We start from the raw sequence: 21,754 nt of genomic DNA on the forward strand, positions 1-21,754 counted from the left end.
GTCGTTAAGATGATGCCTCAGCCGGCGTGATGACCTCCGCCGCCACGCTCTCGGTCGCGGTGACCGATGCAATCACGGCGGCCGGCGGCACGTCTGCGGGCGCCGACAGCTTGCCGGTGCGCTGCGAATGCACTTCCTTGGAAATAGCAGCGAGGGAATTGCCGATCCGGCCGACCATCTCGGTCAATTCGGCCTGCGATAACCCGAGCCGTCGTGTCACGATACGGACCTGGACCGGATCGGCAAGATCGAGCTTGTTGCGGATCGGTTGGATTTTGGGACGGCGCATCGGTTTCCTCCTGCGGGAAGCTAACCGCCGGTTGTGCGATTGGTTCCCCGCCGGCTATCTGATCCCGGCACGCAGAAAGCTCTGGATGAAGGCGCGCTGGAAGACGAGGAAGGCGAGCATCAGCGGCGCCGACGTCATCAGCGCAGCGGCCGAGATCACCGACCAGTCGACGCCCTGGTCCACCGAGGCGAACACCTGCAGGCCCACCGTCAAAGGCCGCGTCTCGACCGAATTGGTCACGATCAAGGGCCACAGGAAGTTGTTCCAGTGATAGCTGACTGAGACGAGGCCATAGGCGACATAGACCGGCCGCGCCAGCGGCAGGTAGACCCGCCAGATCGTCTGCAGCGTGGTCGCGCCTTCCATGCGCGCGGCATCGTCGAGCTCTTTCGGGATCGACTTGAAGGTCTGGCGCAACAGGAAGATGCCGAACGCCGACGCCACATAGGGCAGCCCGATGCCGGTCAGGGTATCGATCAGGCCGAGCGTCTGCAGGCTGCGATAGTTCTCCATGATCAGCACGTCCGGCGTGACCATGAGCTGCACCAGGATCAGGCCGAACAGCACCTCGCTTCCGACGAAGCGCCAGCGCGCCAGCCCGAAAGCCGCCAGCGTGCAGATCACGAACTGCGCGGCCATGATGCCGAGCACCAGCACCACCGTGTTGAGGAAATAGCGGGCGAACGGCGCAGCGACCCAGGCGTGGCTAAAATTCTCCCACGTCAGCGGCGCGAGCGGATCGAAATGCGTGGCGAAGGCGGAGGGATGGATCGCGGCCCAGATCGCGTAAAGCAAGGGCAGCGCCCAGATCAGGCCGAACAGCCAGGCGGCCGCGATCATACCCGATCTGATCAGCCGCGCGGAGGATGCCGGCCCTTGCGTCATCGGTAATGGATCCTGCGATCGAGGGCAAAGACCTGCACCAGCGCGACCAGCGCCAAGGCGGCGAGCAGCACCACCGTGAGCGCGGCCGCATAGCCGGTGTCCCAGAAACTGAACGCGACCTGATAGATGTAGAACAGGAGCATCGTGCTGGCGTTGTTGGGTCCGCCGCCGGTCATCGCGATCACCTGATCGACGACGCGGAAGGCGTTGATCAGCGCGTTGACCGCGACGAATAACGTGGTGGGCATCACCAGCGGCCAGGTGATCCGGCGAAACACCAGCCAAGCGCTGGCATTCTCCATCCGTGCCGCCTCATAGAGCACCGGCGGCACCTGCTGCAGCGCCGCCAGATAGAAGATCATGAAGAAGCCGGCCTCCTTCCACACCGTCACCGCCATCAGGGCCGGCAGCGCGGTGGCGGGATCGCCGAGGAAATTGACGCTGGAGAGCCCAAGCCCGTGCAGGAACTGGTTCAGCAGGCCGTAATCCGGCGTGTAGAAGAACAGCCAGATGTTGGCGGCGGCGACCATCGGCAGGATGGTCGGGGTGAAGAAAGCGAGCCGCAATGCTGCACGGCCCGCGATGCGTTCCTTGATCCAGAGTGCCATGGCAAGCGCGAGCGCAATCGACAGTGGCACCGTGATCAGCGCGTAGATCAGATTGTTCTTCAGCGCGAACCAGAAGATCGGATCGTCCAGCATGTGCCGGTACTGATCGAAGCCGAGAAAGGCCGGCGGCCGCTTGCCGCGGGGCGTCGCGTAGAAACTGTCGACGATGGTGAGCACCGCCGGCACGTGGGTGAAGGCGGCGAGCAGCACGACGGCCGGCAGGGCCAAGAGCCAGCCTTGCACGTGGATGTTGAAATGCGGTGTGCGGCGCTGCTGCTTCATCGACCAGACCGTAGGGCGGGCAAAGGCGCCCAGCGCCGTGCCCACCATCTTTTCTCTACGACGAGCGGTGGGCACGCTTCGCTTTGCCCACCCTACGCTCTAACGATCAGTGCTTATAGGCGGCGAGGATGCGGTCGGCCTCGGCCTGGGCCTGGTCGAACGCGGGCTTGGCCTCCTTGGCTCCGGTCAGGACTGCCTGCAGCGCATCATTGAGCGCCTTGGTGACGCGCTGATTGTCGTGGGTGGAGAGTTCGGCCACGGCATCCTTGAGCTGATCGCGGGCCACCGCAGCGGCCGGGAATTCCGCGACATACTTCTTCATCGCCTCGGTCTCCCAGGCGTCAGGCCGCGTCGCGACATAGCCGGTGGCGATGCCCCAGTCCGCGGCGCGCTCGGGCGTCGACAGGAAGCGGGCAAACTCCAGCGCCGCGGCCTGCTTGGCCTTGTCCGAGGTCTTGAAGATGTAGATGTTGCCGCCGCCGGTCGGCGAGCCGCCGCGCACCTTCGACGGCATCGGCGCCACGCCGAAGGCGAACTTGGCGTTGTTGCGGACGTTGGTCAGGTTGCCGGTGGTGGTCCACATCATCGCCGTCTTGCCTTCGAAGAAGTCCTTCGGCGTCGTGCCCCAATCGATAATGCCCTTCGGCATCACCTCGTCCTTGCGGCTGAGATCGGCGAAGAACTGCGCGGCCTCGATCACCTTGGGATCGTTATAGGCAACCTTGGTGCCGTCCTGGTTGGCGAGGATGGCACCGTTCTGCGTGGTCAGGGCCTGGAACAGCCAATAGGGAAAGCCGGAGGACGGAATCTCGAGACCCCATTGCGTCGTCGTGCCGGAGGCATCGCGCTTGGTCAGCTTCTTGGCCATGGCGACCATCTCGTCCCAGGTCTTGGGCGGCGTCTCGGGATCGAGGCCGGCGGCCTTGAACGCATCCTTGTTCCAGTACTGCACGATCGTGGAGCGCTGGAACGGAATGCCCCAGGTGTGACCGCCCGACTGGCTGTTCTCCATGAAGGCCGGGTAGAACGACTTGAGCCAGGCCGCATCGGCCGCCGACGTCGCGATCGCGTCGTACGGTTCGATCATGTCGTCGTCGATCAAGGTGAACATGTCGGTCGAGAGCAGCACGGCCACATCAGGCGCGTTGCCGGCCTTGGCTGCGGTGATCGCCTTGACGATCGAATCCTGGTAGCTGCCAGTGTAGACCGGCTTCACCGTGATGTCCGGATGCGCCTTGTGGAAGTCCGCGGCATAGCCGTCGACGATCTTGGTGATCGGGCCGCCGACTGCAATCGGATAATAGAACGTGATCTCGGTAGCGGACGCAGATGCGGCGCCGAGAAGAGCGGCCGACAGCATGGCAGCGCTGGTGAGCCGTGCGACAAAATTCATGAAATCCCCCGGTTAGACAAAGCTCGATGAGGTGGTGAAAGCGGTTCGACAATGGGTTCAAGTGCGAGACGATCGCCCGTCGTTGCGTCGAAGACGTGGGCGGCCGAGTTCTCCCAGGCGAGGCCGACGGCCGCGCCAAGTCCCGGCACCTGATCGCCGCGCGTGCGGGCGACGAGCGGGCGTTCGCCGATCATGCAGGTGACGAGCGCTTCGGCGCCGAGATATTCGACCGCGGTGACAGGTGCATGAAAATGACCGCGGCCGTCTGACGCATCCAGGGCAATGTCCTCCGGACGCAATCCAAGCACCCGCCCTCGCCCTGTGCCGGCGAACAGCGCCGGCCCGGCAGTGCCCGCAATCACGGCCGCACCGTTCGGGCCGTCGTCGAGATCGAGGAAATTCATCTGCGCACCGCCGATGAAGCGCGCGGCGAACAATGTCGCTGGCCGCTGATAGAGATCGGCGGGCCGGCCGTTCTGCTCGATCCGACCCTGGCGCATGAGGATCACCCGATCGGCCATGCTCATGGCCTCGGTCTGGTCATGCGTCACATAGATCATGGTGATGCCGAGCCGCTGCTGCAGGGCGCGGATCTCGCGGCGCAGTTCCTGACGAAGCTGCGCATCCAGATTCGACAGCGGCTCGTCGAGCAGGCAGACCGGAGCATGAGCGATCAAGGCGCGACCGAGTGCGACGCGCTGCTGCTGGCCGCCGGACAGCTGCGCCGGCTTGCGCTTGAGCAACGGCTCCAGACCCAGCAATGCCGCGACCTCACCGAGGCGCCGGGCCCGCTCCTCCTTCGCGACGCCTCGCACCGAGAGCCCGAAGGTAATATTGTCGGCGACCGAAAGGTGCGGAAACAGCGCGTAGGACTGGAACACCATCGCGACGCCACGCGCCGCTCCGGCAAGGCCGCGCACGTCGCGGCCATCGATCAGGATCGCTCCCGCCGTCGGTTCGTCGAGGCCGGCGATCAGCCGCAGCATGGTCGACTTGCCGCAGCCGGATGGCCCGAGCAGCACGACGAGATCGCCCTGCGCGACCGCAAAGGAAACATCGTCGAGCGCGACGGCGTCGCCAAACGCCCTGCTCACCGCGCGCACGTCGACACTGGTCATGATGCTAGGCGTCCAAAAGCTCCGGAACATGCGGCTTATGCCGCGTGGTCCCGCTTAAGAAGCTCTGATGAAGGTTATATGACACGCGCTCCGGCTGCAATCGGCCCGCCATGCGCCGCCGAAGCCGGAGGGAGCCCTATCGGCTAGCCGAACAAATGCGCGAGCCAGAATGCTGCACCGGCGGCGAGGCCACCGACCAGCAGCGTCTGCAGCGCCGACTTGATCTTATTGACGCCGGTGAAATGGCCCTTGATCGCGCCGAACGCGACCAGGGCAACGCCGGTCGAGACCACGGAAATACGCAACGCCGTGGTGATGTCGTGAGCCAGCATGTAGGGGATCAAGGGAATCAATCCGCCGACGATATAGGAGCCGCCGATGGTCGCTGCGCTGATCGGCGCGCGCTTCGGATCCGGGCGTTCGAGACCGAGCTCAAAGCGCATCATGAAATCGACCCAGCGCTTGCGATCGGAGGCGATGGCATTGACGACGGAGGTCAAGGTGTCGCCCTGAAGGCCATAGTCCCGGAAGATCGCCGCGACCTCCGCGATCTCCCGCTCGCGCAGATGCTCGATCTCGGCATGTTCGCGCGTCTCTTCCGCCGCATAGTGCTCGGCATCGGTCCGGGCCGCGAGAAAGCCGCCGAGGCCCATCGCGATCGCACCCGCGACGACCTCGGCGAGGCCGGCGGTGACGATCACGTCGGTACTGACGACCGCGGCGGACAAGCCTGCGGCAAGGGCAAACGGCACCGTCAAGCCATCGGCCATGCCGATCACGACGTCACGAACGCTCTCCGATGCCGTGAAATGCTTTTCGATATGCGGCGTCGCGGGCATGCGAACCTCCAGCTCTGATTGAGCGCGGCTTTCGAGTTTGAAGTTCCTGACGAGGTTCTATTCCGCCTGCATGACAATAACTAGGACTGCGCGCCCGGCATCATCCGGAGCAGAGTGCGATCGCGCAGCACGTAGTGATGCACCAGTGCGGCGGCCGCATGCAGGCCGACGATGACCATCAATCCGTTGGCGAGCGTCTCATGCAGCTCCTTCATGTTATGCATGAAGGCGCGATCGCCGATCCAGGGCGATGGGATCTCGAACAGCCCGAATACCGGCAAGGGAAAGCCGCGCGCGAATTGGGTCACGATGCCGAGCACGGGAATGGCGAACATCAGCGCGTAAGTCAGGAGATGGACCATCTCGACGACGCGTCCGGCCCAAGCTCCGAATCGTCCACCGAGCTTGCTCGGTTCGAGCGCCGGCGGCGGATCGAAGAGACGCCAGCCGAGGCGCACGAAAGCCGTGCCAAACAGCGCAAGCCCGAGCGAGATGTGAATGAACAGGCCGACCTCATGGGAGGCGCGTGGCATGGAATCGCCGAGCTCGCCGGTGAACCAGGCCGCGAGCACCAGCACGGCCACCAGCCAATGCAGCGCGATTGCGACCGCGCCATAGCCCTTGGCAGAGTTCCGCATGCGCACCGCCAATCCCCCCTTTTGCCAATGTCGATGTATGAGCCGGTGCACGCAGCGATGCAGCTCAAGCATTCCCAGCCGGATAGGCTGCCGGGATAATACGAAGCCCGCGTCGGGGGGCTGACGGCCGATGTCAGCGAATTGTCAGGATATCGGGCGCTGCCGCGAACCAATGCCCACCCCTCCCCCGGGCCGAGGGCATTTCTCGGCAGGCGCGATCTCCACCCTCGCGCCGCCAAGCTCGGAGCGGCCGATCCGAAGCTGCCAGCCATAGGCTTCGAGAACGTCTTGTACGATGGCGAGCCCCAATCCGCTGCCCGGCGCCTGCTGGTCGAGCCGGCCCCCCCGTTCCAGGACGCGAGCGATCTTTCGTTCCGGAATGCCCTGGCCGTCATCCTCGACGATGACGGCCAACGGAGCTGCGCTCGCCACGATGCGCACGGTGCTCTCGGCATGACGCGCGGCGTTCTCCAGCAGATTGCCGAGCACCTCCGCCAGATCGGTGCGGTCCATCGCGATCATCACCTCGTCGCGCACCTGGCTCTCGAAGGCGACACGCCCACCCGCCGGCGTCCGTGCCAACGTCGCGATCAGTGAAGCCAGCAGCGGCCTCAATTCGGTCGTGGGATTACCGGTCGCGCGTGCCGTGCCGCGCAGGCGCGCCAGCGCGAGTTCACGGTCGACCTGGCGGCTCATGGCTTCGGCAACCGCCTCGATATTCTCTGCAAGCTCCGTTTGGCCGAGCTCCTTCAGGCGCGTCGCATCGGCCGCGAGCGCGGTGAGCGGCGTCTTGAAGCCATGGGCGAGATCGGCGGCGCGGCTCCGCGAGCGCACCATCTCCCGCTCCTGCGCGTCGAGCAGCGCATTGACCTCCTCGACCAAAGGCGCGACTTCCGTCGGCACCGCGACCGGCAGATGTCTGCGCTTTCCGGCGCGGATCTCCGCGATGCCGCGCTGGAGCACCGCCAAGGGGCGCAGGCCGAGGCTGACCTGAACCGATGTCGCCAGCGCCAGGACCAGCGCGAGCACGGCCAGCGCAATCGACAAATCCTTGGCGAAGGCCCGGACCGCATCGGTGGAGCGCGCCAGATCCGAGGCAACGGCCGCGCGCACGCGGATGCGGCTCTCGGGATTCATCACCACGCTGCGTTCGGCGACCAGCACGCGGGCGTCGCCGGGGCCGACGATTTCGTGCTGGTGCACTTCGCTCGGTCCTGGCTGGTCGACCGGCAGGACAAGGATCGTGTCCCAGAGCGACCGTGAGCGCAGGAACTGACCGCGATCGTCGCTCACCTGCCAATACAGGCCGGACAGCGGCTCGGCGAAGCGGGGATCCGCCGGCGGCCGTGCCACGATGATGCGGCCGTCAGAGCCGACTTCGAGACCGGTCAACAATTGCCGCAGATGGACGTCCAGGTCGGCCGCAAGCGTGCGCGCGACATGGCGCTGGAACAGCACCACCAAGCCGGCGCCGGCGACACCCAGCGCGAGCAGAATGGCGACCGTGCCGGCGGTCACCAGCCGCAGCCGCAGCGAGCCCCATCTCATTCCGATGGCCCCTGGATCAGGTAGCCGAAGCCGCGCCGGGTCTCGATGATCTCGCTGCCGAGCTTCTTGCGAACACGGCGGACCAGCACCTCGAGCGCGTTGGAATCATGCTCGTGCCCCAGCCCATAGACGTTCTCCTCGAGTTCGTGCTGGGGCACCACGCGGCCGCTCTGCCGCAACAGATACGCGACCAGACGGTATTCGAGCTGCGACAGCGCCACCGGCACGCCGCGCATGGTGACTTTCATCTGGCGTTCGTCCAACGCCAGATCGCCCGAGGTCAGCACCGACGAGGCATGGCCGGAGGAGCGACGCACGATCGCCCGTAGCCGCGCAAGCAGCTCCTCGTTGCGGAACGGTTTTGGCAGATAGTCATCGGCGCCCGCATCGATGCCGTCGACGCGCTCGGCCCAGCTCGCCCGCGCCGTCAGGATCAGCACCGGCATATGCCGGCCGGCGCTGCGCCAGCGCTTGAGCACCGAAAGCCCATCCATTCCAGGCAGGCCGAGATCGAGGATGACGGCGCCATAGTCTTCGGTATCTCCGCGAAACCAAGCCTCCTCGCCGTCAGCGACGGTTTCGACCAGGTAGCCGGCAGCCTGCAGCGTTCGCGTCACATCGGACGCCAGCCGCGAATCGTCCTCGACCAGCATCACACGCATCACTTTTCCACAATCCACTCGATCTCGCCGCTATGCGGATCGACATGAACCGCAAGCACGCGACCATCACGACCGATGACCCGGAATTCATAGACCCACCGGCCGCGCTCATGCTCGATGTCGATGCCGGTCACGTCGCCGCCCAACCGGCCGCGCAGCTTCGACAGAATCTGCGCCAACGGCAAGGCATCGCCGGACTCGACGGCGCGGCGCATGGCGTCCCAGCGCTCGCGATCGCCGTCGCGCGGAGCGGCCGACGCCACGCTCGCAAGCGAGATCAGCGCGACAAGCAGCGCTGGACGCGTGAGACGTAAAAGACAATGCAGGCGCATGATCATCCCAGCCAGATTAGCACAATGCCAAATCCCGGCTGACAGATCGCTGACAGGGATCAAACCGCGCCCGAAACCAGTGCGGTGGCGGTCTACCTCGCCCGGCCGAAGCATCGCCGCGCTGAGGCGAGCAGCGTTAACGAGGTTCCACCACCTCGCCGTCTTCCTTGACGAAGCGGCCGACCGGCCTGTCCAGGAGATCGATGACCAGCTCCGACGGCCGGCAGAGCCGTACGCCTTTCGGCGTCACCACAATCGGCCGATTGATCAGGATCGGATGCTGCATCATGAACGCTATCAGTTCGTCGTCGGTCCATTTGGGATCGTCCAGCCCGAGCTCCTTGAACGGCGTGCCCTTCTCGCGCAGCAGGGCCCGGACCGGAATGCCCATCGCCGTGATCAACTCGCGCAGCCGCTCCGATGACGGCGGAGTTTTCAGATATTCGATGACGGTCGGTTCGACCCCGCTCTGGCGGATCATCGCCAGCGTATTGCGCGAAGTACCGCAATTGGGGTTGTGATAGATCGTGACGGTCATTGCCGCGCCTCCATGGCCGGTTTCGACTCGGCCGCTCCGGCTTCGTACCAGGCGCGCGTCGCCTTGACGATGCGGACCACTGACAGCATCACCGGCACCTCCACCAAGACCCCCACGACGGTCGCAAGCGCCGCGCCGGACTCGAGGCCGAACAGGCTGATCGCGGCGGCCACCGCAAGTTCGAAGAAATTGCTGGCCCCGATCAGCGCAGCCGGAGCCGCAACGCACCACGCCACACCGAAACGCCGGCTCAGCCAGTAGGCCAGGCCTGCATTGAGGTAGACCTGGATGAGGATCGGCACGGCAAGGATCGCGATGACGGCCGGCTGCCTGACAATCTGCTCGCCTTGGAAGCCGAACAGGAGCACCAAGGTCGCAAGCAGCGCGACGAGAGAGAGCGGTTGTAGCGTCCGCATCGTCCGCTCGAAGGCGCCGCCGCCGGCGTGGAGCAGCATGCTTCGCCAGACCTGAGCCACCGCCACCGGCACCACGATGTACAGGACCACCGAGAGCAGCAGAGTATCCCAGGGAACGGTGATCGAGGCCACGCCGAGCAGGAGGCCCACCAGCGGGGCGAACAAAAACACCATGATGACGTCGTTCAGTGCGACCTGGCTCAGCGTGTAGTGAGGCTCGCCTTCGCAGAGATTGGACCACACAAAGACCATCGCGGTGCAAGGCGCTGCTGCAAGCAGGATCAAGCCGGCGATGTAGGAGGAGATCTGCCCTGCGGGGAGCATCGGCGCGAAGACATGGCCGATGAAGAACGATCCGAGCAGCGCCATCGAGAACGGCTTGACCGCCCAATTGATAAAGAGCGTCACGCCGACGCCGCGCCAGTGTTCGCGCACCTGGCCCAGCGCTCCGAAGTCGATCTTGAGCAGCATCGGCACGATCATGAGCCAGATCAAGACCGCGACCGGCAGATTGACCTTGGCGACCTCGGCCGCAGCGATCGCGCCGAAAAAGCCGGGCATGACGTGCCCCAGCGCGACACCTGCCACGATGCAAAGTGCGACCCAAAGAGTAAGATAACGTTCAAAAATGCTCATGATTCAAGCCACGTCGTTACGGGAAGATGTCGCTCCTTCGGAGCGGCCGATCTCGCGCAGCCTGGTTCCTAGCGCGAGCTTGTCGATGCTCCTGAGCGGCAGGCTGGCGAAGCTGCCGATCCGATTCTTCAGATAGCGGAACGCGGTCGCAAACGCCGCCTGCTTTTCCAGCTCCGTGCCTTGGACTGCGGCCGGATCCTCGATGCCCCAATGTGCCGTCATCGGCTGACCTGGCCAGACAGGACAGGCCTCGCCCGCTGCGTTGTCACAGACGGTAAAGACAAAATCCATCATCGGCGCATCAGCAGCGGCAAACTCCAGCCAGCTCTTCGAACGCAAGCCATCGGTCGGATATTCCAGGCTTTTGAGGGTGTGCAATGTCAACGGATGCACCGTCCCTTTCGGCGCGCTGCCCGCAGAAAAGACTCGGAATCGGCCGGCTCCATCCTTTCGCAGGATCGATTCCGCCAGGATCGAGCGGGCCGAGTTGCCCGTGCACAAGAACAGAACGTTGTAGACATGCTCAGCCACGGCTTCGCTCCCTTCGCTTCGGCGGACAGCAAGGTTGCAAGCTCTCGACGACAGGCGCGCAGACCTCCGGTTTTCCGCCGCAGCAGTCCTGCAGCAGAAACAGCGCGACCTTCTGGAATTCCGCGAGATTGACGCGATAGACGATCGAGCGGCTGCGCCGCTCCGACACGACCAGGGCAGCGCGCGCAAGCACCGCCAGATGGGAGGACAGGGTGTTTTGCGGCACTTCGAGCAGGCGCGCGAGCTCGCCGGCCGGCAGCCCTTCGGGTTCGTGCTGCACGAGGGTGCGAAATGCCTGCAGGCGGGTCGGCTGCGCCAGCGCAGCCAGTGCCAGGACGGCGTCTTCGTTTTCCATATATCCAGAATTATGGATATACTGATCGATGTCAAGCGCTTCCGCGCCTCTCGACCCGAAAGCAGGTTGTCTGCAAGCAGGGAATTCAGGCGCCCGGGATCACGGCGGACCTGACGTTCGCTTCAGCATCGCCGCGATGCGCGGAAGCGAACATCAAGCTCAAGACGCCATCGGGAGACCGCCCTATTCGTGCTCCGTCCCCTTGGTGTGCACGAGATAGTCGACGATCGAGGCGACATCTGCGTCTGCCACCGGTGCCTTGTAAGCGTTCCGCATCTTGTCGACGATGGCGGTCCAGGCCTTGCGCGACATCGGCGGCTGCCGCAGCACCATCCCGACCGAATGGCAGGCCAGGCAATTGTTGTTGATCGCGTCCGCGCTCGCACCGCCGGGGAACGTACGATCCCCGAACGGCAGATCGACGGTCACCGACTTGAACGCCATCCCCGGCGAGGCCGCATCGATGGACGACGTAAGGGCCAGGATGGCGACCGGCGCGACCATGGCGACGATGAAGGATTTCGACATGGCTTGTTCCTCAGACCGCGTTGATACGGATGGTTTCTATGACGTTGCGCATGAAGCCGGAGCCGTTCCAATAGCTCTCCGTCGGCTGCACCTCGCCTTTCTCACTGGTGCAGCGCGCCATGATCCGATGCTGCCCCCGCCCGGGAGTGAATGATGTTGTCCAGCGGCGGAAGCTGTATCTGCCTTCGTCCTTGCCGAGCACTGCAGGCTGCCAGGTCACGCCATCATCGGCGGAGACCTCGACGCTGCGCACGCCGGCATCACCACCGAACGCGATCCCTCGCAATTCGAACGGCGCACCCGCGGCCACCTGCTCGCCATCGCGACGATTGGTGACGAACGAGCGCGGCAGCATGCGGTTGATCGGAATGGACTTGTAGCCGCTCTCGCCGGGCTTCACGGCCGCAAACGGCGTGTCGGGAATGAGATAGGCCTTGGTCATCCAGAAGCCGTCATCGGGCTGCGCCAGCACCTCGATGTCGTTCAGCATCTTGACCCAATAGGTCGAGTACCAGCCGGGCACGATGAGCCGCAGCGGGAAGCCGTTGAGGAGCGGGAGCTGCTCGCCGTTCATCGCATAGGCGATCATCACCTCGCCGTCCCGGGCGTGATCGATGCTGAGCGATTTCATGAAATCCGGCGCTTCCGGCACGACCTGCTGATCGAGGCCATTGAAGCGGACCGACACCGCGCCGGCCTTGACGCCGGTACGATCAAGTACGTCCTTCAACCGGACGCCGGTCCAGCGGGCATTGCCCATCGCGCCGTTTCCCCACTGCGCGCCTGCCACCCGCGGCTGAAACAGGCCGCGCGAATTGCCCGAGCATTGGTTCACCGCGATGATCTCGTAGGGCGGCATCGCCAATAGATCGTTCAGCGACAGGTCGAGGCCAGTAGTGACCTCGCCACGAACCTTGAGGCGGAACGCCGCCGCGTCGATCTCGGTCGGGATATTGGCCCAGTGCCAGCGCACGAAGAACCTGTCGTTGGGCGTCAGCACGCCCTGATCGAACACCTCGAACGGCGTTTCGAGCAGCGGCGGCCGCGTGCGCTGCAGGATCATCCTGCCCTTTTGCGGAAATGCGGCGGTCAGGCTGCGCTCGCCGCCGCCGCCGGGCAGGCCGAGATCGACGCTCTCCTCGGCCAGGGCCGGTGCCGCAAGCAGGGCAAGCCCGGCCGCGCCGATGCCGCTCATGAACTGCCGGCGGCTCTTGAGCATCGGTGTGCGATATTGAACGGACATGGTCATTCCTCCTGAATGTCCTTTTTGGGCTTCAAGAGGGAAGACGCCGGGCATCCGAACCTATTCCATCGTCGCGGCCGATCGATCCGATCGGCCCTGCCGAACAGCATCTGCATGGCAGAACAAAAGGCGCAGTACGCAGCTTCAAAAGGGACGAGGACCCGAACGCATTCGGCGGGCGCCAGCGCGTCCTTATATTTCGAATGTTTTCGAATTAGTGTTGACATCGCTGCTCCGCGAGCGCATCGTACTCCCGCCATGAAAATCGATGACGCCGCCGCCCGACTGGAAGCCCTCGGCAACACCACCCGGCTGAAGATCTACCGGTCGCTGGTGCGCGCCGGGCAAGCCGGCATGCCGGTCGGCCGCCTGCAGGAACGGCTCAAGATCCCCGCCTCGACCCTCTCGCATCACGTCAAGACGCTGGTCGCCGTCGGACTGATCTCGCAGCAGCGCGAAGGCACAAGTCTGGTCTGTCATGCGGAATACGACACGATGCGGGGGCTGGTGGATTTCCTGGTCGCGGAATGTTGCGCCGACGAGACCGGATGTGGAAACGCCAAGACCGCGGCGTAACCTATTTGGCCATTAATTCGATTATTCTAGAATAATAGGAGAAAACAATGTCAACCAACAAGACTGTCGCAATCATCGGCGCCGGCCCCGTCGGACTCGCCGCGGCGGCGCACGTTCTGGAGCGCGGGATGACGCCGATCGTGCTGGAGGCAGGACCTGAAGCAGCACACGCGGTCCGGCAATGGCAGCACGTGCAGCTGTTCTCGCCCTGGCGCTATAACATCGACCGCGCGGCCGCGCGGTTGCTGGCCGACACTGGCTGGAATTCACCGGATCCGGACGTCTATCCGACCGGCGGCGAGCTGATCGAACATTATCTCGACCCGCTCGCGACCAAGACGAAGCTATCCGGCGTCATCCGCGCCGACAATCGCGTCACCGCGATCAGCAGGCGTGGCGTCGACAAGGCCAAGTCGCGAGGACGCGAGCGCGCGCCGTTCGAGATCAGATATCGCAACGGCAAAGGCGAGGAGACATTGCATGCCGATGCCGTGATCGACATCTCCGGCACATGGTTCTCGCCCAACCCGGCCGGCAGCAACGGCCTGCCGGCGCTCGGTGAACAGGCATTTGCCGACCGCATTGCCTACGCCATGCCGGACGTGCGCGGCAGCCGGCGCAGCCGCTATGCCGGCAAGACCGTCGCCGTGCTCGGCGCCGGTCACTCCGCGGTCGGCACGCTGATCGACCTCGTCGCACTTGCCAAGGACGTGCCGGCGACCCAGGCGATCTGGCTGTTGCGCGGCAACGACCCGGCAAGAGCCTTCGGCGGCGGCAGCAGCGACCAGCTTGCCGCGCGCGGCGAGCTCGGCCTCGCCTTTGCTGCGCTGGTGCGTTCCGGACAGATCCGGGTGGAGGCGGAATTCGGCGTAGCGCAGATCACGGAGGCCGATGGCCGTCTTCGGATCAGCACCGGCTCTTCGCCGGATCGCCACGTCATCGCAGATGAGCTGATCGTCGCAACCGGCTTCCGGCCGGACCTGTCTTTCCTGCGCGAGGTCCGGCTGCAGCTCGATCCGGCCATCGAAGCGCCGGTCGCGCTGGCGCCGCTGATCGATCCCAACGAGCACTCCTGCGGCACGGTGCGCCCGCACGGTGCGCGCGAACTCGCGCAAGCCCACGAGCCCGGCTTCTATCTCGCGGGCATGAAGAGCTATGGTCGCGCGCCGACCTTCCTGATGATGACCGGCTATGAGCAGGTACGCTCGATTGCGGCCGATATCGCCGGCGACAAAGAGGCTGCGGCACGGGTCGAGCTGGAGCTGCCCGAGACCGGCGTATGTACGCGTGGCGGTGTGGAGAGCATTGCTGCCCTGCCCGGCTGCTGTGGCGGTCCGGCGCCTGCGCGCGTAGACAGTTGCTGTGCCGATGACGCGAACGCGAAGGCGGCCGGCAAGCCAGGCTGCGGATGTGCGTGAAGGAGATAACGGGGAATGCAGGCCAGGAGACTGGGCGTCGTCGTCGCCCTGGGGACAGCCCAGACGCTGGCTTGGGGATCGAGCTATTATCTTCCCGCCATCCTCGCCGACCCGATCGCGCATGATCTTGGCCTGTCCCGCAACTGGTTCTTCGCGGCATTCTCCGCATCGCTCGTGATCTCCGGCCTGCTCGGTCCTCGGATCGGCCGGCAGATCGACCGCGTCGGTGGTCGCCAGGTGCTCTGCGCCTCCAATCTGGTGCTGGCCGGCGGCCTTGCTACGCTTGGCGCATCGCATTCGCTTTGGATGATGGCGCTGGCCTGGCTGCTGCTCGGCGTCGGCATGGGATTGGGGCTCTACGATGCAGCTTTCGGCGCGCTCGGCCGCATCTACGGCCGCGACGCCCGCGGCGCGATCACCGGCATCACCCTGCTCGCGGGTTTTGCCAGCACCGTCGGCTGGCCGCTGAGTTCGTGGGGATTGGAGACGATCGGCTGGCGCGACACCTGCTTGGCCTGGGCACTCGCGCATCTCGTGATCGGTCTGCCGCTGAACCTCTCGCTGCCGCGCGCGGCGCAGGGCAACGTCGGCGACACCACCGCGGCGAAACCATCGATCCCAATGGATCGTACCATGATGCTGCTCGCCTTCGCGCTGGCGGCCGCCTGGACGGTGACGGCGGCGATGGCCGCGCACCTGCCCCGTATCGTGGAGGCGTTCGGCGCGACGCCGGCGCAGGCCGTATTTGCCGGCATGATGATCGGTCCGGCGCAGGTGGCCGCGCGGGTGTTCGAGGCCGGCTTCCTGAGCCGCTTTCATCCCCTCACCTCGGCGCGGCTCGCCTGCATCACGCATCCGCTCGGCGCCTGCGCCATCGGCCTGTTCGGCGGCGGCGCGGCCGCAGCGTTCGCGCTGCTGCACGGCGCCGGCAACGGCATCCTGACGATCGCGCGCGGCACCTTGCCGCTCGCGATCTTCGGGCCGGACAACTACGCCTATCGCCTCGGGCTGCTCGGCGCTCCCTCGCGGATCTGCCAGGCCATGGCGCCGCTCGCCTTCGGGCTTCTGATCGATTCGCTCGGGCGCGGCGTCGTCATCGTGTCCGCCGGGCTCAGCCTGTCGGCGCTGATCGCGCTGCTGCTGATCTCGGCCTCGTCCGCGGCCGAGCGCGTCAAGAAAGCGCCTGCCAGCGAAGCGGCTTGAGGTCGTCACATTTCGCTAGCGACAACGGCATCGCAGCCGCAACACCGATCAGGGCCAGATATTCAGGCCTCCAGGACAAGTTTCTTTGATCGTTTTTCACAAATCGACGGACACCGAATAAAGGCAGGTATTCCCGGAGATCGCACTGCGACCAACAAACAGTTCTGTCGGTTGTATTGATTGAAGACTCGCGGCCGCTGTGCCAAACAGGTACGAATATGGTTAGTCGCGTTCTCATTTCAAAAACATGGCTGGTCGAATGGTTGCTTCCAAGACAGCGCGCGGCAAGGTCGGCAGACCTCCCCTGGAGCGGGCCGGCGAGGTCGAAGAGCGGATCCTGGACGCAGCGAAGAAGATCTTTCTCGCGCAGGGCTTTGAAGGCGCCAGCGTCGACGAAATCGCGCAACAGGCACGGGCCGGCAAGCCGACGATCTATGCGCGCTTTCCAAACAAGGCTGCCTTGTTTGCCGCGGTGATTGGCCGGCAAGCCGCACGGAATACGCAGTACGAGAACCTCGTCCCCGAGGGCCGCAGCTTTCGCGCCAAGTTGATCAGCGTCGGAACAGCCCTGATCGAGCGCGCTTTTGCCCAGGAGACCGTCGGCCTGATGCGGACCACCATCGCCGAAAGCCCGCGCTTTCCGGAGCTGACGCGCGAGATCAGCGACAAGGCGCGCAAGCGCGCGGCGTTCAACCTGACAAAGATCATGGTCGAACTCGCAAGCCTGGAAGGCCTCGCCGGCGAGGGCGCCTTCAGCCCCGACAGGATCGAGGACACCGCGCAGATATTCCTCGACATGATCCTGTTCCCGATGCTGGTGCGCTGCCTGCTCGGCGAGGATCTCCGCACGCTGAAGAAGGAGCTTCCCGAACACGTCGAGAAGCGAGTCGATTTCTTTATCGACGCGACCACCTGAGCCGGCGCGCGCTACTCGTGCACGGCGTTCGCGTGCCGCAACTCCGGAAAGATCGTCTCGTCCTGCAGGATCACGTCCGCGGTCCGCTGATAATGCGCGGTCAGCAGCTTCACCGCGAGCTCGACATCACCGTTCAGGACAGCCGTCACGATCATGGCGTGCTCATCGCCAACCGCGCGCGACGGAAACGCCTTGCGGATCGAGAGTCGGCGGTAGCGATAAAGCTGGTCGGCGAGCTGTCCGCAGAACCCGATCAAGGATTGCGAGCCGCAGTTCGAAATCAGGACCCGATGATAGATCCGGTGCAGCCGCTCCCACTCCGGATTGTCCTCGAAGGTGGTGGCATTCAGCGAACGCGGCGCGCGGCTCAGCCGGTGCTGCGCCAGCACCAGCTGTTCCTCCCATTGCGGCGTTGCCGCCGCCATTGACTCGCGCAACGCCAGCGCCTCCACCCAACACCGCGTCTTGGTCAGTTCGGCGAGTTCGGCCCGACTGATATCCTTCACGTAGAAGCCGCGCTGCTCGCGCACCTCGACCAGTCCATCGGCCGTCAGGCGGTTGAGCGCCTCTCGGAGCGGCGTCTGCCCGGTCTGATAGGCCTCGGTCAGGAAGCGCATCTGCAGCTTGCGCGACGGCGCAAGCCGGCCGGACAGCAGGTCCTCGCGCAGCCGGTCATAGACATGGCTGGCCTGAGTCGAAGGACCCTGTCCCTCGGCCTCCGTCGATGCATCCACTTCCAATCCCCTCAGAATCTCTGGGAAGTAAATATAGACCACAGCAATGAAATCCAATAATTTATAAATTATGTTTGATATTCTGTATTTTTGTAATAAGAGACCGACAGCCGGTCTGGACGCCGGCATCAAAAACGATGCGCTGTCTCCTTCCCTGCCACCGGGATCGAGAGCGGCTGGAGGATGCGTTCATGACCCGGTTCCCGGTTACAGCTCTGCGCAGTGTCGATCTCGGCACGCCGGATCTCGCCCGTTCAGAGGCGTTTTATTGCGAGACCTGGGGCCTGGAGCGCGTCAGCATGGCCGATGGCGTCGTCTATCTGCGCGCGACCGGCAGCGATCATCACGTCGTCGCGCTGCACCGTAGCGAACGCACCGAGCTGAAGGCGGTGACCTTCCGCCTCGCGAGCAGCGACGATTTCGACGCGATCTCCCGAAATGCCATCCGCGAGGGCGCCGTGCTGCTCTCCGCACCTGGGCCAAACATGGCGCCCGACGGCGGCGTGATGATGAGCCTACACGGCCCCGAAGGCGGAGTGCTGCGCTTCGTTCATGGCGACGCGCGTCACGTGCCGAAGCCGCCACGACCGGCCCTTCCTGAGCGCCTCGCCCATGTCAACCTCAACAGCACCGACGTCGACCGCTCCGCCGCCTTCTATGAGAAGGCGCTCGGCTTCCGCCTGACGGACCGCTCCGCAGCGATGGCCTTCGTCCGTTGCAACAGCGACCACCACGCGGTCGTGATCGCCGATGCCAAGGTCAATGGCCTGAACCACGTCGCCTTTCTGATGCCGACCTGGGAAGGCGTGATGCGCGGCGCCGGACGGATGATCGACGCCGGCTATCCGATCGCCTGGGGCGTTGGGCGCCACGGCCCTGGCGACAACGTCTTCGCCTACTTCATCGATCCAGTGGGCACCGTCATCGAATACACGGCCGAGGTGCTGCAGGTCGACGACAGCTATGTCGTGCACGGTCCTGATCATTGGGTCTGGCCGCCCGGCCGCACCGATCAGTGGGGCATCGCGCCACCGAAGGCCGATCACGTGAAAGCCGCGCAGCTCGCGGTCCGCTACGCCGCCTGACCGACTGCAGTTTCTTTGTTCCACAAGCGGGTTTCGACATCCATGTCCGGCAGATCTGGCGCAAACGAATTCGAGGTCGTGGTCATCGGCTTTGGGCCGACCGGCGCAGTCGCAGCGAGCCTGCTCGGAGCACATGGGATCGCGACGCTTGCGATCGACCGTGCGCGCGAGATCTACGACAAGCCGCGCGCGATCGCGCTCGACCACGAGATCATGCGGCTGTTCGACAATCTCGGGATCGCCGACCAGGTCAGTCGCTACGTCGCCCCATTTCCCGCCTCCGAACATTTCGGCGCGCAAGGCCAATTGATCCGCCGCATCGACATGGTGCCCGAGCCCTACCCGCTCGGCTACACGCCGAGCATGGTGTTCACGCAGCCCCCGGTGGAAGAGGTGCTGCGGACCCATGTCCACACCTACCCATCAGTCACGGTCGAGCTCGGCACCACGCTGGTCGACATATGGCAGGACGCCTCGACGGTAACCCTCGTCCTCGCGCGCGAGGATGGCACCACACGCGAGGTCACGGCCGATCATGTGATCGCCTGTGACGGCGCCTCGAGCACGGTACGTCAGCGGCTCGGCATCGCATTCGAGGATCTGGAATTCGACGAGCCGTGGCTCGTCGTCGACCTCCTCGTCAACGAGGCCGCCGCGACGAAACTGCCGGCTACCGCGGCACAGTTCTGCGATCCCGCACGTCCGACGACCTACATCATCGGCCCGGGCAACCACCGCCGTTTCGAGATCATGCTGCGGCCATCCGAAGATCCGCGCGCCATGGAAGAGCCCCAGCAGGTCTGGCGGCTGCTTGCCCCCTGGCTCGCGCCGGACGAAGCCACGCTGTGGCGGGCGGCGAGCTACCGCTTCCACGCGCTGGTCGCGAGCCGCTGGCGGGAGGGGCGCGTTTTCCTGGCCGGTGATGCCGCGCATCAGCAGCCGCCCTTCATCGGCCAAGGCATGTGTCAGGGGCTGCGCGACGCCTGCAATCTGACCTGGAAACTCGTGCGCGTACTGCGTGGACAATCCGGCGAGCGGTTGCTCGACAGCTACGACATCGAGCGCAGCACTCATGTCCGTGAACTCACGACGCGCATCAAGGCGATCGGCCGCGTCATCTGCGAGCAGAACCCGGACGCAGCGTCAGTACGAGATGCCCGGATTCTCGCCGAAGGCGGCGGCGCACCGCGAACCATCACGCGCCAGGAGATCGTGCCGCCGCTCACGCAGGGCCTGCTCGCCGCCCAACCCAGCGACGCAAAGGGCACGTTGTTTCCTCAACCATGGATCCTGCGCGCCGGCGAGCGCGTGCTGCTCGATAGAGCCGCCGGCACGGGATGGCGGCTGGTGCTCGACGGAAGCGGCCCGCCCATTGCGGAGCCGACCGAGGCCCGCGCGCGCGAGGCCGGGATCAGCGTGATCCGAATCGGCGGCGATGGCTGGCACGAGGAAAGCGGGGTCGTTGCGCGCTGGTTCGAGCGACACGGCTGCAGCGCAGCTCTCGTCCGGCCCGATCACTACGTTTACGGCGTCGCCCGCGACGAGACCGAACTCGCGGCGCTACTGTCAGAGCTGAACGAACGACTGCAATAACCACAACAACAACATTCACGGGGAAAACGCCATGCCAACTTCGTCGGCCGAGACGAGCAGGAATGCAGGAGCCCGCGCCATCGCGGTTCTGATTATGCTGTTCCTGTTCCAGACGCTCAACTTCTTCGACAAGCTGGTGTTCGGCCTGTCGGCCGTACCGATGATGAAAGAGCTGGCCTTGAGCCCGAAGGATTTCGGACTGATCGGCAGCAGCTTCTTCCTGTTGTTCTCGCTGTCGGGCATGGCGGTCGGCATGTTCGTGGTCGGCCGCTTTCCGGTAAAATGGCTGCTGCTCATCTTGGCAGGCATCTGGTCGGCGACGCAGATCCCGATCTTCTTCTCCAGCTCGGTCGCGGTGCTCGTCCTCTGTCGCATCATCCTCGGCGCCGGCGAGGGACCGGGGCTGCCGACCGCGCTGCATGCCTGCTACAACTGGTTTCCGGCCGACAAGCGCAGCGTGCCGAGCGCGGTCGTGCTGCAGGGCATCAGTGTCGGGCTTCTCGCCGGTGGCCCGATCCTGACAGCCGTCATCGTCAATTATGGCTGGCGCACCGGCTTCCTCGCCTGCGGCCTGCTCGGCCTGGCCTGGATGCTGGCCTGGGCCGTGATCGGCGCCGAGGGGCCGTACGCCGCAACTCATCAGCCCGATGATGCAACGTCGGCAAGCAGGCTCTTGCCTGTGCGCGTGTTGTGGGGCGATCCGACCGTGGTCGGCGTCATCATCATGTCGACCGCGTCCTACTGGATCGTCGGGATGTCCGCGACATGGCTGCCGCCCTTTCTCCAGCTCGGGCTCGGCTACAGGCAGGTCGACGTCGGCTGGATCATCTCGGGCATCTATCTGTTCCAGTCGCCGCTGCTGCTCGGCGGCTCGTGGCTGACGCAATCTCTGCAGCGCCGCGGCTTCAGCCTGCGCGCCTGTCTCGGCCACGCTTCGGGGCTTGCCCTGCTCGCGGCCGGCAGCGCGCTGCTGCTGAGCATCGTGACCTCAGGCCCTCTTCAGCTCGCCTGCGTCGCGATCGCGTTCGCCGCACCGAGCCTCACCACGATCTTCGGGCCGGTCGCTCTCGGCGCGGTTGCGCCTGCGGCCCAGCGCGGCCGCCTGATCGTCGTGATCTATTCCGCAAACGCGGCGTCCGCACTGGTGTCGAACGCGCTCACCGGATGGATCGTGGGCGAGGCTGGCAGCAACGTCCCGCTGGGCTATGCGCACGCGATGACCTTCACGGCCGGCGTGCTGATCGCCGGCGCCGTCTCGGCCTTTGCCATGATCTTCCCTGAACGCACGATCGCGCGCTTCGCGAAATCAGCGCCAGAACAAGCCTCTCCTTCCGCCGTGCCGGCGGTCTCGACCTGACCAGCCGGCTCTTCCTGCTCGAGGACATCAG

General features: G+C 65.0%; 24 protein-coding genes. 7 read left to right on the forward strand and 17 right to left on the reverse strand.

Annotated features, from left to right (window positions below):
- Positions 1 to 4 precede the first annotated feature (4 nt).
- The 16 genes from QXZ85_RS12430 to QXZ85_RS12505 form a co-directional block, all read right to left on the reverse strand.
- Positions 5 to 289, reverse strand: a complete 285-nt coding sequence (locus tag QXZ85_RS12430; RefSeq protein WP_315727760.1) for a DUF3606 domain-containing protein — start codon at positions 287 to 289, stop codon at positions 5 to 7.
- Between the two features lie 54 nt (positions 290 to 343).
- Positions 344 to 1,174 (reverse strand): carbohydrate ABC transporter permease, encoded by an 831-nt coding sequence (locus QXZ85_RS12435; RefSeq protein ID WP_315768500.1) that lies wholly within the window; start codon positions 1,172 to 1,174, stop codon positions 344 to 346.
- A complete protein-coding gene (locus QXZ85_RS12440; RefSeq protein WP_316168895.1) occupies positions 1,171 to 2,064 on the reverse strand; it encodes a sugar ABC transporter permease in 894 nt (297 codons plus the stop codon). Before QXZ85_RS12440 ends, QXZ85_RS12435 begins: the two co-directional genes overlap by 4 nt.
- A 106-nt stretch (positions 2,065 to 2,170) precedes the next feature.
- The gene (locus tag QXZ85_RS12445; RefSeq protein ID WP_316168865.1) at positions 2,171 to 3,457 is read right to left on the reverse strand and encodes an ABC transporter substrate-binding protein; all 1,287 of its coding nucleotides are present in this window, start codon (positions 3,455 to 3,457) and stop codon (positions 2,171 to 2,173) included.
- Positions 3,454 to 4,575 (reverse strand): ABC transporter ATP-binding protein, encoded by a 1,122-nt coding sequence (locus QXZ85_RS12450; protein WP_315806693.1) that lies wholly within the window; start codon positions 4,573 to 4,575, stop codon positions 3,454 to 3,456. The genes QXZ85_RS12445 and QXZ85_RS12450 overlap by 4 nt, the downstream gene beginning before the upstream one ends.
- A 143-nt stretch (positions 4,576 to 4,718) precedes the next feature.
- On the reverse strand, positions 4,719 to 5,414 hold the full coding sequence (locus QXZ85_RS12455) for a VIT1/CCC1 transporter family protein (protein ID WP_315727755.1): 696 nt from the start codon (positions 5,412 to 5,414) through the stop codon (positions 4,719 to 4,721).
- Positions 5,415 to 5,494: 80 nt separating this feature from the next.
- On the reverse strand, positions 5,495 to 6,058 hold the full coding sequence (locus QXZ85_RS12460) for a cytochrome b (RefSeq protein ID WP_315704339.1): 564 nt from the start codon (positions 6,056 to 6,058) through the stop codon (positions 5,495 to 5,497).
- 138 nt (positions 6,059 to 6,196) lie between these two features.
- Positions 6,197 to 7,600 (reverse strand): HAMP domain-containing sensor histidine kinase, encoded by a 1,404-nt coding sequence (locus QXZ85_RS12465; RefSeq protein WP_315806694.1) that lies wholly within the window; start codon positions 7,598 to 7,600, stop codon positions 6,197 to 6,199.
- A complete protein-coding gene (locus tag QXZ85_RS12470) occupies positions 7,597 to 8,262 on the reverse strand; it encodes a response regulator transcription factor (RefSeq protein ID WP_315768507.1) in 666 nt (221 codons plus the stop codon). Before QXZ85_RS12470 ends, QXZ85_RS12465 begins: the two co-directional genes overlap by 4 nt.
- Positions 8,262 to 8,708, reverse strand: a complete 447-nt coding sequence (locus tag QXZ85_RS12475) for a PepSY domain-containing protein (RefSeq protein WP_315704342.1) — start codon at positions 8,706 to 8,708, stop codon at positions 8,262 to 8,264. Before QXZ85_RS12475 ends, QXZ85_RS12470 begins: the two co-directional genes overlap by 1 nt.
- A gap of 22 nt (positions 8,709 to 8,730) precedes the next feature.
- Entirely contained in the window at positions 8,731 to 9,132 is a 402-nt protein-coding gene (gene arsC / locus QXZ85_RS12480) for an arsenate reductase (glutaredoxin) (RefSeq protein WP_315704343.1), read from the reverse strand.
- The gene (arsB, locus tag QXZ85_RS12485) at positions 9,129 to 10,184 is read right to left on the reverse strand and encodes an ACR3 family arsenite efflux transporter (RefSeq protein ID WP_315704344.1); all 1,056 of its coding nucleotides are present in this window, start codon (positions 10,182 to 10,184) and stop codon (positions 9,129 to 9,131) included. Before arsB ends, arsC begins: the two co-directional genes overlap by 4 nt.
- Before the next feature lie 3 nt (positions 10,185 to 10,187).
- The gene (locus QXZ85_RS12490; RefSeq protein ID WP_315704345.1) at positions 10,188 to 10,715 is read right to left on the reverse strand and encodes an arsenate reductase ArsC; all 528 of its coding nucleotides are present in this window, start codon (positions 10,713 to 10,715) and stop codon (positions 10,188 to 10,190) included.
- Positions 10,708 to 11,070: a metalloregulator ArsR/SmtB family transcription factor gene (locus QXZ85_RS12495; RefSeq protein ID WP_315704346.1), complete on the reverse strand. Its 363-nt coding sequence runs from the start codon at positions 11,068 to 11,070 to the stop codon at positions 10,708 to 10,710. The genes QXZ85_RS12490 and QXZ85_RS12495 overlap by 8 nt, the downstream gene beginning before the upstream one ends.
- A gap of 183 nt (positions 11,071 to 11,253) precedes the next feature.
- The gene (locus tag QXZ85_RS12500) at positions 11,254 to 11,598 is read right to left on the reverse strand and encodes a cytochrome c (RefSeq protein WP_315704347.1); all 345 of its coding nucleotides are present in this window, start codon (positions 11,596 to 11,598) and stop codon (positions 11,254 to 11,256) included.
- A gap of 10 nt (positions 11,599 to 11,608) precedes the next feature.
- On the reverse strand, positions 11,609 to 12,841 hold the full coding sequence (locus tag QXZ85_RS12505) for a molybdopterin-dependent oxidoreductase (RefSeq protein WP_315741877.1): 1,233 nt from the start codon (positions 12,839 to 12,841) through the stop codon (positions 11,609 to 11,611).
- 258 nt (positions 12,842 to 13,099) lie between these two features.
- On the opposite strand from QXZ85_RS12505, the gene QXZ85_RS12510 reads away from it, so the two are divergent.
- The 4 genes from QXZ85_RS12510 to QXZ85_RS12525 all read left to right on the forward strand — a co-directional run bounded on the left by QXZ85_RS12510 (position 13,100) and on the right by QXZ85_RS12525 (position 16,954).
- The gene (locus QXZ85_RS12510) at positions 13,100 to 13,417 is read left to right on the forward strand and encodes a metalloregulator ArsR/SmtB family transcription factor (RefSeq protein WP_315704349.1); all 318 of its coding nucleotides are present in this window, start codon (positions 13,100 to 13,102) and stop codon (positions 13,415 to 13,417) included.
- Between the two features lie 47 nt (positions 13,418 to 13,464).
- Positions 13,465 to 14,835 carry an NAD(P)-binding domain-containing protein gene (locus QXZ85_RS12515; protein WP_315741878.1) on the forward strand — a complete coding sequence of 457 codons (1,371 nt, stop codon included), beginning with the start codon at positions 13,465 to 13,467 and terminating at the stop codon, positions 14,833 to 14,835.
- Between the two features lie 15 nt (positions 14,836 to 14,850).
- Positions 14,851 to 16,038, forward strand: a complete 1,188-nt coding sequence (locus QXZ85_RS12520; protein WP_315741879.1) for an MFS transporter — start codon at positions 14,851 to 14,853, stop codon at positions 16,036 to 16,038.
- A 259-nt stretch (positions 16,039 to 16,297) separates the two neighbouring features.
- On the forward strand, positions 16,298 to 16,954 hold the full coding sequence (locus QXZ85_RS12525) for a TetR/AcrR family transcriptional regulator (RefSeq protein WP_315704352.1): 657 nt from the start codon (positions 16,298 to 16,300) through the stop codon (positions 16,952 to 16,954).
- A gap of 11 nt (positions 16,955 to 16,965) precedes the next feature.
- On the opposite strand, the gene QXZ85_RS12530 is transcribed toward QXZ85_RS12525, so the two are convergent.
- Positions 16,966 to 17,688: a GntR family transcriptional regulator gene (locus QXZ85_RS12530; RefSeq protein WP_315768511.1), complete on the reverse strand. Its 723-nt coding sequence runs from the start codon at positions 17,686 to 17,688 to the stop codon at positions 16,966 to 16,968.
- Positions 17,689 to 17,879: 191 nt separating this feature from the next.
- Here QXZ85_RS12530 and QXZ85_RS12535 point away from each other — a divergent pair, with 191 nt between their 5' ends.
- The 3 genes from QXZ85_RS12535 to QXZ85_RS12545 are packed head-to-tail and all read left to right on the forward strand — an operon-like array spanning position 17,880 to position 21,723.
- A complete protein-coding gene (locus QXZ85_RS12535) occupies positions 17,880 to 18,773 on the forward strand; it encodes a VOC family protein (RefSeq protein ID WP_316174251.1) in 894 nt (297 codons plus the stop codon).
- A gap of 42 nt (positions 18,774 to 18,815) precedes the next feature.
- The gene (locus QXZ85_RS12540; RefSeq protein WP_315704355.1) at positions 18,816 to 20,366 is read left to right on the forward strand and encodes a bifunctional 3-(3-hydroxy-phenyl)propionate/3-hydroxycinnamic acid hydroxylase; all 1,551 of its coding nucleotides are present in this window, start codon (positions 18,816 to 18,818) and stop codon (positions 20,364 to 20,366) included.
- 31 nt (positions 20,367 to 20,397) lie between these two features.
- Positions 20,398 to 21,723, forward strand: coding sequence for an MFS transporter (locus QXZ85_RS12545; RefSeq protein ID WP_315741881.1), 1,326 nt, complete (start codon positions 20,398 to 20,400; stop codon positions 21,721 to 21,723).
- Positions 21,724 to 21,754 lie beyond the last annotated feature (31 nt).

This window comes from Bradyrhizobium sp. SZCCHNGR1005, from assembly GCF_032489995.1.
Lineage (GTDB): Bacteria > Pseudomonadota > Alphaproteobacteria > Rhizobiales > Xanthobacteraceae > Bradyrhizobium.